Source organism: Paenibacillus sp. YPG26 (assembly GCF_023704175.1).
Classification (GTDB): domain Bacteria; phylum Bacillota; class Bacilli; order Paenibacillales; family Paenibacillaceae; genus Fontibacillus.
In genome coordinates, this window is record NZ_CP084530.1 from 3798149 (window position 1) to 3819167 (window position 21019).

Consider the following 21019-nt stretch of genomic DNA (forward strand, 5'->3'; position numbering starts at 1 on the left):
GCGTCCACGATCAGAGACTATCCGGTAACCCACTGCGGTCTGGGAGGATGTATCTCATTCTCTGTAATGGACATATGAAGATTAAGGATGAAGGTGGTCAATGGGTGCCAGAAATAAGCCTTCGGCTTGTATCCTTCCCAGATCATCCCCGAACGACAAACAAAAGTGGCTTGACGGTACTCCGTCAGCCACTTTTGTTTGTCGTCGAATCTCTGATTAAGTTAGATGCTAAAGAAGCTCCAGCTGTACAAATAGATGACAAAGGCTGCAGTTGCAGCCAGGAAAAGATACTGCAGCACGGTTACTCTCCGCTTGCGGACTAAGCTTGTCAGCAGTCTCACGATCAAGACAGATACCAGGAAGACCGGCAGGTAGATCAAGAGAAATGACCACTGAGGTATCCTGTGGACGAACAGCTCCTGAGTAGAGATGACGAACAGGAAATAGACGATGAATAAGACAGAGACCAGTGTGCTGAACCAATCGATACGGACCCTTTTACGACGCACAAGCCCTATCAGCCCTAAGATCAGAGCAACAATCACCTGCAAAGGATAGATGAGGGCCAAACCAAGCAGGATACCTATATTTAAAGCAGGATGATAGATTGGCGAGTTCTGGCGCTCGTATATCATCGTAGGAATGGAGCTTAACGCCAGCGTATGCTGCTCACGATCCACATAGATTAGCTCCTGAGAACTCTCATTCCGGAAAAGGTTGGGCTCAATCTGCAGATAGCGCTGATCTTTCATTGTAATCACACCGTCTTCTACCGCCTTCACGTGAACCGCGGACAAATTCTGGGCGAAGTTGAACGGACCGCGAAGATGTGCCCGATTGGGAACATAATATCCCTCCACGCTTTTTAGTTCCTGGACGGTTGTGGGATTCGCGGCCTGCGTGACCTTATGGCTGTCAGGATAGAACCTGTCCAGATAAGCGCCGATAAGCTGCTCGATGATATTAATTCCTTCCCCGGAGTTGGTCGATATGAAAATCCCGGTACGCTCGGAAGGAAGCAGATACATGTATGACTCAAATCCATCAATACCGCCGTCATGCTCGATCAGCCTTAGACCATTCTGATTACGTTCATAGAAGCCGTAAGCCATCCCCGGCATGCTCTTATTCGGGGTGAACTGCGTCTCATGCATCAGCTTGGCTGCCTTGTTCGAGAGAATACGGCTTCCTTCATACTGCCCTTCCTGGAGATGGGCAATCATAAAATGCGTCATGTCCTCTGCCGTTGAGTTCAAGGCTCCCGAAGGGAGGTAGTGTATATAGGAGTAAGGAGCCGCCTTATAGTTCCCATTCTCATAGGAATAACTCTTGGCCAAATTAGGATCCGATTCTTCAAAGTGAAAGCTGGAGTGATTCATCTGGAGCGGCTTGAAGAGACGATCACGGATCACTTCCTCAAATGGCTTGCCTTCTATCTTCTGGACCAGGTAACCGGCTAAGGACATACCCTGATTGCTGTAGGCAATCTGTTCACCCGGCTTCCGGCAGAGACCGGGCAGCCCTGCCTTAACCGCTTCCTCAAGCGGTATCTGCTGATCCTTATCACGTCCTACGGCATAGATAGATTCGCAAAAGCCTGCCGTATGGGTCAGCAGATGATGCATCGTAATCGGACTATGATCGATATAAGATAGCTTAAGATCCGGAGCATACTGCTTAATGTCCTTATGAAGGTCTATCTTCCCCTCCTCAACCAGCTGCATAACCGCTGTAGAAGTGACCGACTTCGAGATCGACCCCACACGGAAGATTGTCTTGTGAGGATCGGCGGCCATCTTCTGCTCCAGATTGGCATACCCATACCCCTTCATCAGGACAGTCTGGCCGCCTTGCACCACGGACACCACGGCACCGGGCACAGGATACTGCTTCATCTTGCTGTTCATGAATTCATCCAGGAAAGCCTCAAGCTCTGGCTTATCTGGAGCGGACGCACTTACGGAAGCTGGAACTACGGAGCATAACAACGCTGCAAGCAGCAGCCAGCTGGCAAATTTCAATTTGATGAACAAGATTAGCCCTCCTATTAGATGAACCTGCAAATAATTAAGTTCAGTCTACCAGGGCAGCCTTTCCCTCACCTGTCGAAATTCTTACATTGATCTTAAGCTTCTTTATTTCGATATTAGGAATAACCCTTCAGCACATCCATTCAGCACATTGCTGCATCCCGCCAAACGAATACACACCAGTATCATTACTTAACCGCGCTGTCTGGCCATAACCACTTGCCCATAGTCCATATCCTTGTTTGTTCAGCATGAATGTCTTCCTTGGTTAATACGCAGCTAATAGCATTAGAAAGGTTGCTATCTAGCAGTTATACTATGCTTCCGAGCGCTTCTTCATCAGGAATTGGCTGAATTTATTACCGCTCCATATCTCGTGAGTAATGAACTTGCCGTTATAGAACAAACCGAAAGTAGTCCAGACTAATGGTGCTGTCCGCGCCTCTTCCTTCGTATTGATTCTGTGTGCCTGAAATGGGACGCCCTGATCTTCTGCTGCTTGTCCCAGTTCTTCCACCATACCCACCGCGAACGGACATTGAGCCGTGTAATAAATGCACACACCCTCACGTTCAGGAGACCGTATTGCCTGGTTAGCAAAGAAAGGTATAACCGCCCGCTCATTCCACCTCCAAACCGCTAATTGAAAGTAAGGCTCAGCTTGATCCATGATTTTGAATCCCACATGCTCAAAGAAACGCTTATCACTCAGATACGGGTAATTCTTCTTCCCTACAATATGTACAATCCCATCCATGCCTCGTGATAAGGCATCTTCCTTGCAATAATTCAGCAATTGTCTGGCATAGCCATGATTCTTATATCTGCCGGAGACCCACAAACAGTTGATATACATGTAGTTGGGAGCCTCAACAGGAACCCATGCGCTTTCGGCGGGCAGATATTCAATAAATACTTTGGCCCGCTCATCCAGGCGATAGAACACAAGACCCTCACTCATTCTTTCGGAAATCCATTTCTTCTTTTCGCCCACGGCATTTTCATAAGATTTGGCGCCTAACGCGCAGCATAGATGCTCATCCGCAATATTATCCTTGGTAATCTGAAGAAAACCCATTTCCCCACCTCCAATTGCAATGTAGTTAGAGCCAGCTATAATCCTCCACCCATTCGACAATAAGCCTGAAAAAGTTCCACGTGGAGCAATATTTTGCAAATAATGAGACTGAACGCTGCCTCCCCGGTCAATTCAGAATGGAGAATCCATATTTAACGAAGACGTCAAGCGCCTCTTTTGACTGCAAGTATGTGTAAAAGTCCGCGGTCTCTCTGGGATGCCTGGTCGCCTTAACGATACCGATATGGTACTCGATTGGCTTGTACAATTCGGGGTCTACTGTGAAGGCGACCCTTACCTGCTGCGAGGTTAAGGCGTCTGTCTTATAGACGAATCCGGCGTCTGCATTTCCCGTTGCTACATATTGAAGAACCTGCCTTACGTCTTTCCCCTGGACTATCTTGGGCTGCAGCGGGTCCCACAGCTTCAGGCGTGTGAGCGCTTCTTTGGCATAACCTCCTGCAGGCACACTCTCCGGAATCCCCATCGCAATATTCTTCACACTGTCCTTGGACAAGTCTGTCATGTTCGCAATTTCTGCAGTCCCGTCTGTTGGCACCACAGCCACAAGCTCGTTGCTCAGCAGCTTCTTTTGCTGATTGATATCGATGAACCGCTGATCTACCAGTGCCTTCATATACTTTGGAGCCGCAGACAGAAATAAGTCCGCAGGCGCCCCCTGCTCAATTTGATGCTGCAGAGCGCCGGATGCGCCAAAGTTAAAATTCAGCCTGATATTAGGATGCGCAGCTTCATAAGCCTGCTGAATATCCTTCAGGGCATCCGTCATACTGGCCGCCGCCGATACAACCAATTCAGCGGTCTCGGCTGGGTTAGCAGTGGACTTTCCCGCACTCCGCGCTGGAATATCCGCCCCGCTGGGTGCCCCCTTATTATCAGGTGCTCCGCAACCTGCCAAGGCCGCCATCAAGAATAAGACTATGGACCATAACACACTAATTCTCGCCTTCTGTAACATGGGTCCCTCCTAACTGTATGGGTATGACTCACTAAACGTTTGTTCTACCATTTTATCATGCTATCGCATCTCTTTGTCCTCTCAGGGGAACTTCACCCTTGCAAGGTTACAAGCAAGATTCCAAAATTTGCATTGACAAATCGACAAAGATGAATATATATTTGATAATGATAATCATTATCAAATAATGAGACTACAAATAGATCTCACAATCAGGAAGGGTGCACATATGAATACCACAAGAAAGTTCTCATTTAACACACTATTAATCTCAGTTGTACTGATACTGGCCCTGGCCGGTTGTTCCAGTCAGCCATCTGGTTCAGCTCCTGCATCGACACCAGCTAAGGCTGCTTCAGCAGCTGCCGAGACTCCGAAAACAACGACGGAATATCCGATTAAGATCAAGCACGCTTTCGGGGAAACGGTCATCGAGAGCAAACCTGAACGGGTAGCTACGATTCAATGGGCGAATCATGATGTGGCTCTTGCGCTTGGCGTTGTACCGGTGGGCTTCTCCGCGGCAAATTACGGTGTTCAGGATAACAGCGGACTTCTGCCTTGGACTGCCAAGAAGCTTAAAGAGCTGGACGCGGATAAGCCGAACATCTTCCAGGATACCGACGGTCTTGACTTTGAGGCCATCTCCGACTCCAACCCGGATGTCATTCTTGCGTCTTACTCCGGCATCACCCAGGAAGACTATGATACTCTTTCCAAGATTGCTCCAGTTGTAGCCTATCCAACTACCCCGTGGCTGACCACATGGCGCGAGCAGGTTCTGTTGAATGCCACAGGCATGGGCATGAAGGCAGAAGGCGAACAGCTCATCAAGGATACAGAGAAGTTAATTCAAGATAAAGCCAGCGCATACCCTCAACTTAAAGGTAAAAAGGTAGCCTGGGTCAATTTCTCAGCTAAGGACATGTCCAAGCTTCATATCTATACACCGGCAGATCCCCGCGGCGCTTTCCTCCAGGAGCTTGGCATGGTCTACCCGGAGAGTGTAACCAAGGCAATTAAGGATCCTAATAACTATTCCATGAATCTGAGCGCTGAGAACGCCGATATTCTTAACGATGCCGATATCCTGATCGGATATGGCGGCGAAGACTTATATCAAGCAGTGAAGGCAGATCCTCTGCTTGGCAAAATTCCAGCAATCCAGCGCGGCTCGGTAGTGTTCATCGGTGACGGTACACCTCTGGCAGCTGCCGGTAACCCGAATCCGCTGGCAATCGGTTATACCATTGATGAGTACCTCAAATTAATCGAAGGTGCCATTAACAAGATCAAATGAGCAGCATTTCAGGTACAGGAAAAGAGAGGTTAAAGCCGCACACCCCGGCACGTTTCACACTTATCTTGGTGATCTGCCTAGTTCTGCTTGGTGTGTGCGCCTTGGCCTCTCTGGTCCTAGGCTCCCGGCTGGTGGCAATAGATGAACTGCTGAATGGTTTGTTCCATCTTAACGTGGATTCTTACGAGGCTAACGTAGTCCGCAAGAGAATATCCCGGACCGTATTCAGCTTGATGTGCGGCGCGGCACTCGGTGTATCCGGAGCGCTGATGCAGTCGGTTACCCGCAATCCTATTGCGGACCCGAGTATACTAGGGGTTAACACCGGCGCGTCCTTGTTCGTGGTATGCGGCATTGCATTCCTGAACATAAGCACCGCCAATCAATATATATGGCTCGCTTTAGCCGGAGCCGCGATAACTGCTGTATTCGTATTCGGAGTCGGCTCTGTAGGGCGTGGCGGTGCCACGCCCATTAAGCTTGTACTGGCAGGAGCGGCCACTACGGCCGCCCTCTCCTCGCTGGTCACCGCCATCATGATCCCCCGCTCTTATGTCATGGATCAATTCAGATTCTGGCAGGTGGGGAGCGTTGGTTCGGCTTCCTGGAGTGCCATTGCCACGTTTACCCCGTTCCTGCTCATTGGGGTTCTGATCGCGATCTTTACAGCTCCGGCATTGAATGCGCTGGCACTTGGAGACGAGGTTGCGACCGGACAGGGCGTTCGAACGGGAACCCTTAGACTGGTATCGGCTCTTGCGGGTGTTCTACTGTGCGGCGCAGCTACTGCGCTGGCAGGCCCTATTGGTTTTGTTGGTCTCCTATCTACGCATGTCATCCGCCTTATTCTTGGGCCTGACTTGCGTTTTGTTATCCCTATGTCCGCTATATCAGGAGCCATTATTCTGACTATAGCCGATATATGCGGCAGGCTCCTCGGCAGCCCCGGAGAGCTTGAGGTTGGCGTGGTCACCGCATTTATTGGGGCTCCCATCCTCATTATCCTAGCTATGAAATCGAAAGTGCGATCACTATGAATAATCCATCTATTGAATTTATTATGGCGGGCCGTCGCCGGAGACGCCGCCGCTGGATCCTTGTTACCAGCCTGCTGGCGGCACTCTCATGTATTCTTTGCGTCGCGATGCTTTTACTGGGGAGCACCATCTACCCGGTTGAGGATGTCATCCGCGTGCTTACGGGAGAGCATATCAAGGGCGCGTCTTTTGCCGTAAATACCATACGTCTTCCAAGAATGCTGGCAGGACTATTTGCCGGATTTGCCTTCGGGGTGGCCGGCTATACCTTCCAGACCATGCTGCGCAATCCCCTTGCGAACCCGAATGTTATCGGGATTACGTCCGGGTCCAGCGCGGCAGCCGTCTTCTGCATCATCATTCTTCACGCCAATGGGACTGTCGTATCCGTCGCCTCTGTTGCCGCGGGTCTGGCTACTGTCCTGTTAATTTATCTCTTGTCCAGAGGGAAGACCTTCTCGGTCGGGCGGTTAATCCTTGTCGGGATTGGCATACAAGCCATGCTTGACGCGGTGATATCCTATCTTCTGCTTGTCAGTGCACAGCAGGATATTCCAGCCGCGCTCAGATGGCTCACGGGAAGCCTCAATGGCTCCGCGATGCAGGAGCTCCCGCCCCTGGTTATCACGGTTGTTGTCCTTGCGCCTATTGTTATCGTGCTGGGAAGACATCTGGGCATCTTGGAGCTTGGCGAGCAATCGGCTTCCTCTCTCGGTGTGAACACGGACAAGACAAGGGTAGTGCTGATCCTAAGCTCTGTCTGTATGATTGCTATGGCTACCGCTACCACGGGACCTATAGCCTTTGTCTCCTTCCTTGCGGGACCGATTGCCAAAAGACTGACCGGAGCTGGCTTCTCGGGCGTCATTCCGGCAGGACTTGTTGGTGTTAATCTAGTGTTGGCGTCAGATCTGATCGGCCAATTTGCTTTTGAATACAGATTCCCGGTCGGTATCATAACTGGACTACTCGGAGCGCCGTACCTGATCTTCTTGCTAATCCGAATGAATCGAAGGGGTGAACTATAATGCAACCGACTCATCTTTTTAAGGCCGAACAAGTCACCTCGGGCTACGATCACAAGGCGGTGGTCCAAGGCGTCAGTCTTGTTATTCCCAGTAATCAAATAAGCGTGATTATCGGAGCCAACGGCTGCGGGAAATCCACGCTTCTCAAGACACTGGCCCGGCTGATCAAGCCTGAATCGGGCACAATTACACTTAACGAGAAGCCCATCGGCCGAATTCCTCCCAAGCAGCTGGCCCGGGTCTTGGGCCTGCTGCCGCAGTCTCCGGTTGTCCCGGAAGGGATCTCGGTCGCGGATCTTGTGGGGCGGGGAAGATTCCCGCACCAATCCTGGCACAGCGGATGGACTAGGAAGGATACGGAAGCTGTCGCCGAAGCGATGCGCATCATGAATATTACGGAGCTTGCCAATCATCATATTGATGAGCTGTCCGGCGGTCAGAGACAGCGCGTATGGATTGCCATGGCGCTGGCGCAGCAGACGGATATTCTATTTCTGGATGAGCCGACAACCTTTCTGGATATCACTTACCAGGTCGAGATCCTTGATCTGCTCACAGACCTTAACCGCAAATACGGAACTACAGTTGTCATGGTCCTTCACGACATTAACTTGTCGGCGCGTTATGCGGACCATATCTATGCGCTGTATCAGGGGGAGCTGATCGCTGAAGGCAAGCCTTCCGAGGTCATTACAAGCTCTCTGGTCAAAGACATCTTCGGGCTGGACTGCTCGGTGATCGAGGACCCCATCTCGGGTTCTCCTCTCGTGCTGCCCATAGGGCGTCATCACGTTAGAGACGCGAACCAGTGATACCGCATGCCGTTCAGCCACCAAAGGGCAGGAGCTTCTGAGAAGCCCCTGCCCTTTGTGCTGCTCGGATGCAGTTCCCTATGCAGTCTGCACCGGCAAGCTAAAGGGCCATCCCTATCCGGGATGGCCCTTGCTTGCAACGCCGATGAAGTTACTTGTTCTGATTCACACTGCGGCTCATTTGGTTCACGGCGCTAAAGAGCGCTTTTATCGAAGAGGTCATGATGTCCACGTCAATGCCGCAGCCCCAATATACGGTGCTGTCAGAGGCCGTGATGCCGATATAAGAGACCGCTTGCGATTTGGAGCCTGCCTCCAGAGCGTGCTCCGTATAGATCAGATTGCCATACTCCAGTCCAAGGTAGGATTGCAGGGCATTACTGATCGAATCCAGTCTGCCGTTCCCTGTACCCTTAATTTCCTTAACCTCACCATCAGCCCGCACAACTACAACAGTCTCGAAGTCCTCCTCGTCGTTAATGCGGTATTTCACCAATTCGACTGGCGCATTCAGATTGACATATTCCTTAACGAAAATATCATAGATTTCATCCGGGAGCAGTTCCTTCTGCTGATGATCGGATACGTTCTTGATGCAATATCCGAAGTGCTCGCGCATCTTCTGCGGAAGATCGAGACCGTACTTCTGCTGCAGGATGTAACCAATTCCGCCCTTGCCTGACTGGCTGTTGATGCGGATAATATCGCCTTCGTATTGTCTGCCAATATCCAGCGGATCGATCAGCAGGTATGGAACCGACCAATGCTGCGGATCCTTCTCCTCGCGCCATTTCATGCCCTTGGCAATCGCATCCTGATGCGAGCCGGAGAAAGCCGTGAAGACCAGCTCACCGCCGTAAGGGTGTCTTTCACTGACTCTCATCTTGGTCAGGCGCTCATAGACGGAGAGGATCGTAGGAAGGTTCTCGAAATTCAGCTTCGGATCCACCCCGTGCGAGTACATATTCAGGGCCAGCGTGACAATGTCCACGTTGCCTGTCCGTTCCCCATTTCCGAATAGCGTACCTTCGACACGCTGAGCGCCGGCCAGCATACCGAGCTCGGCATCCGCCACCCCGGTTCCCCGGTCGTTATGCGGATGGAGCGATAGAATAACATGCTCACGGTAGCTCAAGTGTTCACTCATATACTCAATCTGGCTCGCATAGACGTGCGGCATCGACATGGACACCGTTGCGGGCAGATTGATGATTACCGGATTCTCCGCCGTCGGCTGCCATATGCCGAGCACCTGGTTGCAGATATCCAGTGCAAATTCAATCTCCGTGCCTGTAAAGCTCTCCGGCGAATACTGGAACTGGAAGTTCCCCTCCGTCTCGAGCGCGCACTCCTTAAGCAGCTTGGCCCCGTTCACCGCGATGTCGATAATCTCTTCTTTCGACCTGCGGAATACCTGCTCCCGCTGGGCTACAGAAGTCGAGTTGTACAAATGCACAACGGCCTTTCTGGCCCCTTTCAGAGATTCAAAGGTTTTGCGGATAATATGCTCCCTCGACTGGGTCAGCACCTGGATGGTGACATCCTCCGGGATCAGATCCTGCTCGATCAAGGTGCGCAGGAAGGTGAATTCCGTCTCCGACGCTGCAGGGAATCCGACCTCAATCTCCTTGAATCCGATCTCCACCAGCATTTTGAAATATTCCAGCTTCTCCTCCAGATTCATCGGAACGATCAGCGCCTGATTCCCATCACGCAGGTCCACGCTGCACCAGGTCGGAGCTTCTGTAATATACTCCTTGCGGGTCCATTTCAGGCTTGCCTCCGGCGGCATAAAGTATCCTCTGGCGTATTTATCAACGTTATTCATAGGTATCCATCCTTCCATCATTTGTTGGCACCCGGTCATCGCAGGGCAGTTATAACACAAAAAAAGCCTTCCATCTCCATATAACAGAGACGAAAGACTGTGAAATCTTACGCGGTACCACTCCGAATTCATGCCGCTGGCATGCACTCTATGGATACGAGCTCCCCTACCGGGTTACCTCATACCCTCCTGATGATAACGGTCAGGATTCCGGCTCCGCCTACTTTCCCTGGTTCAGCGGGCAACTCCAAGGCGAGTTCCATTCTTCTTCGCGGCTGCTTCGCACCAACCAACAGCTCTCTGAGCGCTTAGAAAAGCGTACTATTCCTTATCAACGTATTAGGATATTAAAGTCATGCTATAACACCTGTGCGCCGTTGTCAATTGCCTTTTTGAAAGAAGGCTGTGATCCTCTCTAAGACGGTCTAAATACAAGAGGCACCCGAACGGGTGCCTCTGTCATGAGCCTGCTTGCATTCAGTTACCAGATGGAGACGCGCCGTTCCGGTGGCAGGTACATCCCGTCTTTGTCGGTAATATTGTACACCTTATAGAAAGAATCAAGCATTTGCAGGGCAAAATTCACTCTCACTTTGTTCGGAGCATGAGAGTCGGTCTGCAAATATCCGACAGTCAGCTCTACAGGCATCCATGCCGCAAATGCGCGGGAGAACCCTTCGTACACCTTGGAGAGGTCCGCGTTCGGATTGTCGTCCGCAATATCAAGGACACATGATAATCCGCCCAGATCCGCAATCGTCTCCGCAAGTGTGAGCTCTCCGTTCACTTTATGACCCGGCACAAATTCAATCTTGGACAACTCCTTGGCAACTTGCGCAGTGCGCTTGTGGAATTCGGTATAGTCCGCCTCCGTCCACCAGTTGGCCAGATTGCCGTCTTTGTCGTACTGGGCGCCATTCACATCGAAGGCATGGGAGATTTCGTGGCCGATAATTGTACCTATGCTTCCCAGGTTCTGCTCACGGCTCGCCTGTGGATCATAGAAAGGCGCCTGCAGGATTGCGGCCGGGAAAGTAATGCTGTTGGTTGAAGGCTGATAGAATGCGTTCACCGTCATAACAGGCAGCACACTCCATAAATCTATGGAATACGGCTTCTTGAGTGCTTCTCTGCCTGCTGCTTCTATGGCGATCTTCTGGCTCATTACCGCATCGAACAGGGTACCGCCTTCCGCTCGGCTTGCGAAGCGATAGGAAGGCACCGGTGTCCATTCATCGGGATAGCCGATGTTCACACTAATATTCTTCAGCTTCTCGGTAGCCTTGGCTTTGGTCTCGGCGCTCATCCATGTAAGAGCGTTAATCCGAACCTCGTATTTCGCGATAATCTCGTTCACAATATCTTTTACATCGTCTTTGCTGGATTTAGGAAAATACTTGCTGACAAACACTTTGTCAAACGCTTGCGATTCCATTCCCTGAGCCAAAGCGGCCGCTCGCTCTTCCACCGGAAGCTTCTCAGGCACAATACCGATTGCCGCCTTCATCAGATCATCCTGGAAGCTTTGGGTGGTCTCTGCAAATGCAGCTTCATACGCCTGGAACGTGCTTATAGCAAGCAAATCCTTGATCGTCTGCAGATTCTGATTCGTGATGAGGCTGTCGGCGAATTTAATATAGTCATGCTCGGGAGAGTAGACGGTCATATCGGCTGGGAGACCATACCGCTTGATGGCTAGTTCAGCCAGCCCCGAGTTCGGCGTTGCCTTCTTCATCTCGTCCCAACTGGACTTCTTGAGGAATGCCTTAGGGTCTTGCATCTGTTCCACAGGCGTAGCTTTGGTGGAGAGCTGCTTCTCAAGCTCCAATATCGCTTTGGCGCGTTCAGGAAGCTTGTCCTTCTCGCCGCTGTAGCGCAATACCCGCTCAATGTACTCAATGTAGGCCTTCTGAACATTAGCCATAGCCGGATCATTAGAATAATAGAATGTCGTGCCCAAGCCCAGTCTGGTGCCTATGAAGGCGGCCGCAAATTTCTTGCGATCCCCCAAGGTGTCTTCAACAGGCATAAATCCGATGAACGGGATCAGGTTGAACCGATCCGAATATTTATCGGCCAGGGCTCTCAGCCCCGCAGTATCCTTGACAGCATATAATTCATCCAGATAAGGACGAAGCTTCTGAATTGCGGTTTCGCGCGTATGTACATCGGTATACATCTCATAAATCTCGGCCGCTCTCCACTCGGAGGACCCGTTAGCCGCAGCAGTCTTGTTCTGCAGCAATTGCTTCATGATCTCGGTTCCCGTGCCGCTCACTTTCTTCATGACATCCTGGAATGTGCCGGCCATCGCATATCCGGGATGAATAACCGGATCCGCAACATATTGGCGGTTCGTGTAGACGTAGAAGTCATCCTTGAGTCCAACCTGCTTGGCCCCGTAGGGATTGTTGTTGGCCGCGGCTTGTACCACATAAGACAGCTTCGCCAAAAATTTCTGCGCCTGTTCTACGGTGACGTTGCCGGCGGGAAGTCCCAGATCGTCCAACAGTCCGAAGTCGCCCAGCGCGGCATAGTAAGGCGCGGCCCATGCCGGTATGTCCGCATTCTTGCCGCCTGCCTCTATACCTTTCCAGGAAAGCAGATTACAGGCGATAACGACCAGCTGAGGGCCGGTAACGTTGGCGTTAGGCTGGAATTTTTTTGCCCCGGTACCTTTCATATATCCTGCAGTCACAGCGATCGCGATCTCTTTGGCATGCGGACTGCCAGAAGGTACGTCTGAGAATGCTTGTTTGGGCTTGTCTACCTTAATTTGAAACGTCTGATTGATCAATGCTGTCAGTTGGCCCCTTGTTACCAGACGGTCGTTGCTTGCCGCATACGCGCCTGTGAGCCCCATACTGAAGAACAAGAGTAGTACTAGCATAATTGCGATGGAACGTTGTATTTTTATCAAAACAGCACCTCCAAAATTATCTGACATCCTCTCTATGTTAACATAATTGGATATATAAGGATATTGCATTCTGACTATAATCCATTCCCTCCCTGACACACAGATGTCAACAAGGGTAGCTTATGATAGCCTCAGATGATTGTTCACCAATCAATTCAGGTACAAGAGAGGAATGAGCGTATGAGAAACAGACTGGCAGCCATCGTAGGAGGGCTTTTACTCGCAATTCTGATGGCGTCGATGGACAACACGATTGTCTCCACAGCAATCGGCACCATCGTTGGGGAGATGGGAGGACTCGACAAGTTCGTATGGGTCACCACGGCGTACATGGTCGCGGAAATGGCCTGCATGCCGATCTTCGGCAAGCTGTCCGATATGTACGGGCGCAAACGGTTTTTTATCTTTGGGATTATTGTATTTATGATCGGTTCCGTGTTGTGCGGAATGGCGCAATCTATCGTAGAGTTAAGTATCTACCGGGCTGTGCAAGGGGTTGGAGCCGGAGCCATGGTATCCATTGCGTTCACAATTCTGTTCGATGTCGTGCCCTCTAAGGACCGGGGGAAGATGATGGGAGCATTCGGAGCGGTGTTCGGCTTGTCGAGTGTGATTGGCCCGCTGCTCGGCGGGTACATTACAGATCACCTCAACTGGTCGTGGATCTTCTACATCAATCTGCCGCTTGGATTCATTGCCTTGTTGATGATTGCCTTGTTCTATAAGGAATCGGCAGCGCATGCGCAGCAAAAGATCGACTGGGCGGGTGCCGTTCTACTCGTAGGAGCCGTGGTCTGCTTCATATTTGGTCTTGAGCTAGGCGGCAAAACATATGCCTGGGATTCTCCGCAAATTATCGGGTTGTTCGCAGGATTCGTAGTCCTTGCCGCCTTGCTTGTCGTGGTTGAGAAAAAAGCCGCAGAACCGATCATCTCGTTCAGCTTGTTCCGGAGCCAACTGTACACGACCAGTAATCTGGTCGCCATGCTCAGCGGCGCAGCGTACATGACAGCAGCGATCTTCATTCCAATCTATGTGCAAGGCGTGCTTGGCGGTTCTGCCTCCAATTCAGGGTTGACCTTATTGCCGATGATGATGGGTTCCGTTGTCACGGCGACGCTGGGCGGATTTCTGATGACAAAGCTGCAATACCGGACGATTATGGTCGGGACGCTGACGATGCTGTTGATTGGCCTTTTCCTTCTCTCGCAGATTACGGTAGAATCTTCTAAGCTGGCCATTACAGGAATTATGATTCTGATCGGTCTTGGAATTGGTGCTTCCTTCTCGGTCTTGAGTACTTCCGTGCTACATTCGTTCCCTGCGTCACAGCGCGGGGCGGCAAGCGCCACTTTGAATTTCAACCGTTCGCTTGGCATGTCGCTTGGCATTACTATATTCGGGATTATACAGAGCTATAGCCTGCACTCGAAGCTCACTGACTCGTTCAGCAAGGATGGCGTAGCAGTGCCGGCTGACCTCAACCTAAGCGATCCCCATGCACTGCTGAATCCGGCGTTTCGCCAATCTGTCGATCCTCATCTGCTTGATACCATTACTACAGAACTTTCGAGCTCTATTGGAGCAACCTTTGCCTGGAGTCTCATTCCTGCCGTTCTGGCGCTGATTGCAGCATTCCTGATGACGAAAAGTAAAATGGAGCCGGTTGCGGAAAGTGAAGAATTCGCAGCCGTACATTAATTCAGATATTGGCAGGCTCCCGCCTGCCGCCCTAAGGAGGGATGACCATGAAGCTTGAACGATTGATGACCATTACGATTCTGCTGCTTAATCGAAAGCGGGTTCAAGCACAGGAGTTGGCGGACCAGCTTGAGGTGTCTCTACGCACCATATATCGCGATCTCGATTCACTCGGTCAAGCTGGCATCCCCATTGTCTCCTATACCGGCATGGAAGGCGGATACGAGATTATGGACAGCTTCCGGCTGGATCGGCAGCTGCTGTCCTTCGATGAGCTAACCGTCCTCTCCACTGCGCTTCGCGGCCTCGAATCTACGAAGGCCTATGAACGCTCCAATATGGATCTCCTCCTCGGCAAAGTTGGCGCGATGGTGGCCAAAGCCGAGCAGGGCAAGGCAGGAGGAGGAGACCGTATTCATATTGATTTCACCCCTTGGAGAAATAACAATGAAGACCAAATCCGATATGATTCGATTCACCAGGCCGTGAAGGACCGGAAGCTCATTCGATTCAACTACACGAGCAGAGCGGGCGATGAACAAGCGCGCGAGGTAGAGCCGATGGCGCTTGTGCTCAAGAACTACGCTTGGTATCTTCACGGCTTTTGCCGCTTGCGGGGCGACTACCGCATCTTCAAGCTGACGCGTATTCGGGCATTGGACGTCCAGGCCGACACCTTCATCCGCCGGGCGGAGTCGCTTGCCCAGCTGAATGACAGGTGGAGGGCCCCTGAGAACAAGGAGACGGAGGGGAGAATCCCAACTGTCCTTCAGTTTAATGCCTCTGCTGCCGTGTCCGTGATGGACCATTTTGATGAAAAGGAGATTGAGCGCTTGCCGGATGGACAGCTTATTGTGCGAACGACCTGCTCAAGCGAACGTTGGCTGATCCGTATGGTGCTCCATTATCTAACCGATGTGATTGTGCTTGAGCCTGCTTATATTGCCGCGAGGGTGAGGCAGACCGCCCTGGATATTGCGCGGCGGTATGGCGCCGTGGATAAGGAATAAATTCAGGGAAGGGGGACTGCTAATGTTGTCTTTAGCTGGAAAAGTGGTCATCGTCACCGGAGGCGCCCGGGGTGTCGGGAGACTGACATGTATTCAATTGGCCAATCAGGGGGCGAAGGTGGTTGTGACCGACCTGGGACATGAGCTGACCGATGAATCCATTACGTCCGAGATTATTACGGCTGGTGGTGAAGCCGTGGCGATCCCGGCGGATGCCCGGAGTCCGGAGCAGATGGAACAGCTCGTGGAAGCAGTTATACAGGAATTCGGACGTATTGATGTTCTTATATGCAATACAAATAATAGGGCCGCAGCCGCGTCCTTCACCGAGCTGACTTGGGAGTCGTTCGAACGGCAGCTGACCGATGAACTAAGGGCAGTGTTTGAGACAACCAAGGCAGTCATCCCGGCCATGATGGCACAGCAATCCGGCCGGATCATCTATTTGTCCAGCACGGAGGGCAAAGACCCCACCCCGCAGTATATCGCTTTCGGTACGGCGAAAGGCGGACTCAATACGTTCGCACGATATATTGCTCAGGAATTCGGCCCCTATGGGATTTCGGCCAATGTCGTCGCTCCCGGCTACATTAGAAATGAGGGGCCTTATATGATATCTGAGGAAGAGAGCCGGGTGGTAGGCAGCTTCACACCACTTGGCCGGATCGCCGAGCCGGAGGATGTGGCGGGGGTTATTTCTTTTCTCGCCGGAGATGGCGCACGCTTTCTGACAGGAACCTACACACCGGTTACCGGCGGGCTTGTCATGGAATGAGTCTTGCCACACGGTCAGCAGCAGTAAGTTTTTGGGCTATCCTTTGCGGGGTGGCCCCTTTTTTCTGAAAAAAATTAGCTTCTTAATGTCAAATAAAATTACTCTACGCATAAGCAATTCTCGTTTACAAACATACAGTATGTATGTTAAGTTAAATACATCAAACAGGAGAGGGGAATCCGCCTTATGAGAGTAAATAGCTTTTACCCCGTTATTTTGACCAAGCAGGTTGAGGAAAGCTCTAGATTTTACACTGAATATTTTGGGTTTGATATCGTGTATCAAGCGGACTGGTATGTTAGTCTAAAGAAATCGGGTGGGAACATTCCTTTTGAATTGGCGCTTCTGGATGCCTCACATCCCACGATCCCTGCGGCTTACCAGAAATCAGTCCAAGGCTTGATCCTGAACTTTGAAGTGGATGATGTGGATCAGGAGTACCACAGGCTCATTATTGCCGGAGAACTCCCATTACAGCTAGATATCCGCAATGAAGAATTCGGACAGCGGCATTTCATAACAAGTGACCCTAACGGTGTTCTAATTGACGTCATCAAGATCATCCCGCCCTCAGATGAGGAAAGTGCTCAATACGTTGAGAATATATGGTCTGATAGCAGATAGGAGTATCCAATTTCGTGAAAAAAACTAAGGAAGAGACTAACGAGACAATCAGCCAACTCAAAGAAATAGCCAGAAAGCATTTTACCGAGCATGGCTACGCTGCTGCTGTACTCGACGAGATCGTTAAGGAAGCTGATTTAACGCGGGGGGCAGTCTATCACCATTTTGGAAGCAAAAAGGGGCTCTTTCTCGCTGTACTGGAATCTGTCCAACGTGAAGTTGCCCTGAAGGTTGAAGCTGAGGCAGGCCAGAGCGAAGACGTATGGGACCAGCTCATTCTCGGATGCCACGCCTTTGTCAGCACTGCCGTTGAACCCAGAAATAAGCGAATCATGCTAATAGATGGACCAGCCGTATTGGGTTGGGAAGCTTGGCGAAGCATGGATGAGCAAGGCTCTATGCGGCTGCTGCACGAGCAGCTCCAATTGATGCAGCAGCAAGGATACTTTCAATCCGTATCCATTGATGCGCTAACCCATATCCTCTCAGGAGCGCTGAACGAATCCTCTCTATGGATTGCACAAATGCCAAATGTAACGGAATCGGTGGAGGATACGATGAACATCATCTCCCAGCTGCTGGAAAGGTATAGATCTTGAACGGAGCTTAGCCAAGCTTCCCTCCACCTTATTTATCGATATCCAAAAGCAGCTCCATAGCCTCCCGTTCCTTCCGGGCGGTCTGCATCAATAACTCGGAGGTTCGTCTCAGCTCGTCCAGGTTCCCTGACCTTCCCGCATGATCTATCGAAGCTGATACCTCATTCCATAGCTGAGCGATCCCGATGAACTGCTGGTACGCCTGTTCTATCCTTGAGTCACCCAGAACCTCCAGGCTCTCCAGCAGAAAGTCTCTGTACAGATTGCGGAACAGCGCGCCGCCTGTCCCTCCTCTCTCCATCATTAAGGCGGTCATACCTAAGTGATGGGCTAAATTGGGGTCATCTGATGTTGGCCACTTAAGGACTGCCTTACTCATGGTCTCGATTCCCCTTATGCCAATATTGCGGATCGGCGGGTTCAGATATTGATAAGCATTGCTTGAAATAGAGGCCCGGAGGAGGGAGTCCAGCTGGGGAAGCGCGGAGGTCTTGTCGATGGTGTAGGAGAGATTCCGGGAGCTCATGGGTCCTCTCTCAGATCTGGCGAGAGCCAATGTAGAGAGGCGTGTCTTGGTCATGTCCCCCTGTTGAGAGGTGTCCGCCACATAAGCATACTCCTCATCGTATCCATACATGGCGATATAATGTGCCGCGAAATGCACTTTACTGTTGAAATAATCCAAGTGGTAACAATCTAATTTCAGACCTACAGGAATGCCGCGATCAATGCTGCCCTTGACATGTAACCATGCTTTCGCAGATGAGGTCGTCTCTGATACATTAAGCTGCAGATTGAGACGCTGTGCAATACGGGTGGTCAGTTCATCGGGCTTAACCCTTCCGCCAATGAACGGAAAGTCCATGCCTTTACTGTTCCAATAAATAAATCCCAGGCCTTCACCAATGCCAAACAACATGGGCTCGGACAGCCGGATGCCCGCATGGGACAGCAGGTTGCCCATCGCCGTAGTCTCACAATGCTCTCCTCTGAACGGTACATAAGGGTCAATGATCACCCTTCCATCTCTCCTTCCAATTCATGTATCACATGATCAATAAATTGCAGTTCTTTCTCAATCAGACTCAGCGGATGAAGAAACAGCACCCGAACATGCAGCGGAAGCCCTTGTCCGCCTTGAGCTTCATATTTCTCCTCTAGCTGGAGTGACGTATTGCTCAAAAAATGATGCCGCTCCCTGAGTGCCTCCTTGGCCTTCTCTTTAGGAATAAAAGGCAGCGCGGCTAGGCCGAGATCAAATCGAATGTCTCGCTCGCGTGTGGATGATAAGCAGTCCATCACTTCACCCTGCATGATTTGCCGCCCGTCCTCAGTAATTGTAAATTTGACGGGTAATGGTCCCTTCCCCATTTTCCCACCCAAGTCCTCGGATCGGATCAGCCGCTTTTCATTCAACTTTTGCAAGCCCGTATAGATAGAAGTGGTCCCAATCTTGGTCCATGCCCGGTAGCCTCTCTGGTCGATGAGCTTATTGATCTCATATCCGGACAATCGTTCTGTCTCTGCAATAATTTGCAGCAGCACTAATTCAACGGTTGTAAGCTTACTCACAAGTCTCCTCCATCCACTCAGACACTTAATATTCCACATGTGTAACATTACATAACTGAAATTAAAAAGCAACCTATTTTTTCCCATCATACAGGTGAGAATGCCTTAGAACTTCCAGGCTCCGCACCAGCTTATCCTAAGGCCTGCGCCATCTTCTGGTTATGGAAGGTACATCCCTACCCTCGCTTGAAGACTTGCCCGAACCTCCTCCGGCATCTCCCTAACCTTGATATCCCCACCCAGAAACAGCAGCCAGCTTGTGATTTCGTTCAATTCTTCGGATCTGTCAACATCGATATAAGTCCTAAGTATGGCTGTGGTTTGGTAGGGATTCGTATAGGAAATAGTGATCTTTAGAGGATGGTACTTTCTAAATTGGGCAATGGCCTTAGGACCAAGCTCAAGGACGAGGTTGATTACCTCCTCCCGCTTACTCAGTTGTTCCAAAATCTTTTTCCTGCTTAATCTCTTCTTGGAAGGGTACGGTTCTACATCGGTAAGATTGTCGACAGGGAAGATCCGCCTCTTCTCTTCCTCCAAATCAAAGCCCTCCACCAGCCATACGCTTTTCTCACGATAGAGGTGCAGGAGATAAATCGGACAAGACTGTATGTCATTTCCCTCCGTAAGGGTCACTTGCAGATAGTTGTCTGAGAGTAGAATCTGGATAAGCCTCTCCAGCATCGGATGTGGAAGGTCCGACAGGTCAAGCAGGTCGGGATTATTGGGGTTGGTGCCTTCAAATAACAGGATTTGATTCAAGACAACAAGATCATCCTGCTGGTTCTCCGAGATCAGTCCAAGCAGCTTCTCAGCCAAGGACTGACGACTCTTGAGATAAGGAAGCTGTTGATTTCTTGTAGCCATGAAGGCTATAAAGAGAGCTTTGATCTCATTATCGGTGAAGCGGACCGAGGGAAGGACGGAATTACTCATGACAAAATACCCTCCATCCCTTCCCACTTCAGCTACCAGCGGCACTCCCATAGCCTCAATCTCTCTAATATCTCTAATCGCGGTTGAACGGGAGATATTGAATTCCCGCATGATTTCAGAAATAGTGAAATGGGCACGGTTGTTGATGTACCGCATCATGATATTGATCCGTTCAACTTTCTTCATCAGGGCCTCCTAAACAGTATCATTTTTTGACACAATTTAAGGTTATTATAAACCCATCAAGTGAATGACACATCATTTAAAATATCTAAGAAAAGGAAGGTTTGATCACAATGGCACAATATAATTTGGTTGAAAAAGACAGCTTTACCGTATTAGGAATCGGAACGGAGCTCAAAAGCGCTTATACCGACTATGCGGGCATCAACAAGGAAAAAGCGGACTTCTGGACGGCCGCCGAACAGAATGGCAGGCTGGACACCTTGAAATCTATTGCGGTAAATGACTACATTTTTGCCGTGAGCGAAGCGGTGAATAACAAGATGATGTATTATGCCGGTGTTATGACCGAAGCGTCAGTGCCGTGGGAATCAAGACTTATCCAGTTCCCTAAGGGGGAATACCTGGTTGTTGAAGGCGAAGCGAAGACAGCAGAAGAGCTCAGCAATCAGCTGGCCGGAATTGCCTTTGGTCAAGTCCTGCCGGAGGCAAGCCACATTGCATATGTTGGAGGGCCGAATGCGGCGGTGGAAATGGGGCGGCGGAACGGCCAGGTATTCGGTGAAATGTGGATCCCAGTTGTAAGAAAATAAACTAGCTGTACCAT

General features: G+C 50.6%; 18 protein-coding genes and 1 other annotated feature. Of the genes, 10 read left to right on the forward strand and 8 right to left on the reverse strand.

The features are described 5' to 3' along the window. Window positions 1–221: 221 nt before the first annotated feature. From LDO05_RS18030 to modA, 3 genes are all read right to left on the reverse strand, one after another. Window positions 222–2033, reverse strand: coding sequence for a serine hydrolase domain-containing protein (locus LDO05_RS18030; RefSeq protein WP_251376684.1), 1812 nt, complete (start codon window positions 2031–2033; stop codon window positions 222–224). A gap of 313 nt (window positions 2034–2346) precedes the next feature. Beyond that, window positions 2347–3108, reverse strand: a complete 762-nt coding sequence (locus LDO05_RS18035) for a GNAT family N-acetyltransferase (RefSeq protein ID WP_251376685.1) — start codon at window positions 3106–3108, stop codon at window positions 2347–2349. A gap of 127 nt (window positions 3109–3235) precedes the next feature. After that, window positions 3236–4087 (reverse strand): molybdate ABC transporter substrate-binding protein, encoded by an 852-nt coding sequence (gene modA / locus LDO05_RS18040; protein ID WP_251376686.1) that lies wholly within the window; start codon window positions 4085–4087, stop codon window positions 3236–3238. 229 nt (window positions 4088–4316) lie between these two features. Here modA and LDO05_RS18045 point away from each other — a divergent pair, with 229 nt between their 5' ends. Genes LDO05_RS18045 through LDO05_RS18060 form a run of 4 tightly spaced genes read left to right on the forward strand, consistent with a single transcriptional unit; the run spans window position 4317 to window position 8264 of the window. Continuing rightward, a complete protein-coding gene (locus LDO05_RS18045) occupies window positions 4317–5387 on the forward strand; it encodes an iron-siderophore ABC transporter substrate-binding protein (protein WP_251376687.1) in 1071 nt (356 codons plus the stop codon). Further along, a complete protein-coding gene (locus LDO05_RS18050; protein ID WP_251376688.1) occupies window positions 5384–6424 on the forward strand; it encodes a FecCD family ABC transporter permease in 1041 nt (346 codons plus the stop codon). Before LDO05_RS18045 ends, LDO05_RS18050 begins: the two co-directional genes overlap by 4 nt. Continuing rightward, window positions 6421–7452 carry a FecCD family ABC transporter permease gene (locus tag LDO05_RS18055; protein ID WP_251376689.1) on the forward strand — a complete coding sequence of 344 codons (1032 nt, stop codon included), beginning with the start codon at window positions 6421–6423 and terminating at the stop codon, window positions 7450–7452. Before LDO05_RS18050 ends, LDO05_RS18055 begins: the two co-directional genes overlap by 4 nt. Beyond that, the gene (locus LDO05_RS18060) at window positions 7452–8264 is read left to right on the forward strand and encodes an ABC transporter ATP-binding protein (protein WP_251376690.1); all 813 of its coding nucleotides are present in this window, start codon (window positions 7452–7454) and stop codon (window positions 8262–8264) included. The genes LDO05_RS18055 and LDO05_RS18060 overlap by 1 nt, the downstream gene beginning before the upstream one ends. A 151-nt stretch (window positions 8265–8415) precedes the next feature. Here the strand turns inward: LDO05_RS18060 and leuA are convergent, their stop codons facing one another. After that, the gene (gene leuA, locus LDO05_RS18065) at window positions 8416–10092 is read right to left on the reverse strand and encodes a 2-isopropylmalate synthase (protein WP_251376691.1); all 1677 of its coding nucleotides are present in this window, start codon (window positions 10090–10092) and stop codon (window positions 8416–8418) included. An 82-nt stretch (window positions 10093–10174) separates the two neighbouring features. Further along, window positions 10175–10436 (reverse strand) — a binding site (T-box leader). Window positions 10437–10573: 137 nt separating this feature from the next. Then, window positions 10574–13012, reverse strand: coding sequence for a M13-type metalloendopeptidase (locus tag LDO05_RS18070; RefSeq protein WP_251376692.1), 2439 nt, complete (start codon window positions 13010–13012; stop codon window positions 10574–10576). A 180-nt stretch (window positions 13013–13192) separates the two neighbouring features. Here LDO05_RS18070 and LDO05_RS18075 point away from each other — a divergent pair, with 180 nt between their 5' ends. From LDO05_RS18075 to LDO05_RS18095, 5 genes are all read left to right on the forward strand, one after another. Further along, a complete protein-coding gene (locus tag LDO05_RS18075; protein WP_251376693.1) occupies window positions 13193–14713 on the forward strand; it encodes an MDR family MFS transporter in 1521 nt (506 codons plus the stop codon). 47 nt (window positions 14714–14760) lie between these two features. After that, entirely contained in the window at window positions 14761–15723 is a 963-nt protein-coding gene (locus tag LDO05_RS18080) for a helix-turn-helix transcriptional regulator (RefSeq protein ID WP_251376694.1), read from the forward strand. Window positions 15724–15745: 22 nt separating this feature from the next. After that, window positions 15746–16498, forward strand: a complete 753-nt coding sequence (locus LDO05_RS18085) for an SDR family NAD(P)-dependent oxidoreductase (protein WP_251376695.1) — start codon at window positions 15746–15748, stop codon at window positions 16496–16498. 186 nt (window positions 16499–16684) lie between these two features. Next, window positions 16685–17122 carry a VOC family protein gene (locus tag LDO05_RS18090; RefSeq protein ID WP_251376696.1) on the forward strand — a complete coding sequence of 146 codons (438 nt, stop codon included), beginning with the start codon at window positions 16685–16687 and terminating at the stop codon, window positions 17120–17122. A 14-nt stretch (window positions 17123–17136) separates the two neighbouring features. After that, entirely contained in the window at window positions 17137–17721 is a 585-nt protein-coding gene (locus LDO05_RS18095; RefSeq protein ID WP_251376697.1) for a TetR/AcrR family transcriptional regulator, read from the forward strand. A 28-nt stretch (window positions 17722–17749) separates the two neighbouring features. Here LDO05_RS18095 and LDO05_RS18100 read toward each other — a convergent pair whose 3' ends face one another. From LDO05_RS18100 to LDO05_RS18110, 3 genes are all read right to left on the reverse strand, one after another. Beyond that, complete coding sequence (locus LDO05_RS18100) at window positions 17750–18739, reverse strand: BtrH N-terminal domain-containing protein (RefSeq protein ID WP_346657598.1); 990 nt, start codon at window positions 18737–18739, stop codon at window positions 17750–17752. Next, entirely contained in the window at window positions 18736–19293 is a 558-nt protein-coding gene (locus LDO05_RS18105) for a helix-turn-helix transcriptional regulator (RefSeq protein ID WP_251376698.1), read from the reverse strand. Before LDO05_RS18105 ends, LDO05_RS18100 begins: the two co-directional genes overlap by 4 nt. Window positions 19294–19452: 159 nt before the next feature. Then, window positions 19453–20415, reverse strand: coding sequence for a helix-turn-helix transcriptional regulator (locus LDO05_RS18110; protein WP_251376699.1), 963 nt, complete (start codon window positions 20413–20415; stop codon window positions 19453–19455). A gap of 110 nt (window positions 20416–20525) precedes the next feature. Between LDO05_RS18110 and LDO05_RS18115 the strand changes: the two genes are divergently transcribed. After that, window positions 20526–21005, forward strand: coding sequence for a GyrI-like domain-containing protein (locus LDO05_RS18115; RefSeq protein ID WP_251376700.1), 480 nt, complete (start codon window positions 20526–20528; stop codon window positions 21003–21005). Window positions 21006–21019 lie beyond the last annotated feature (14 nt).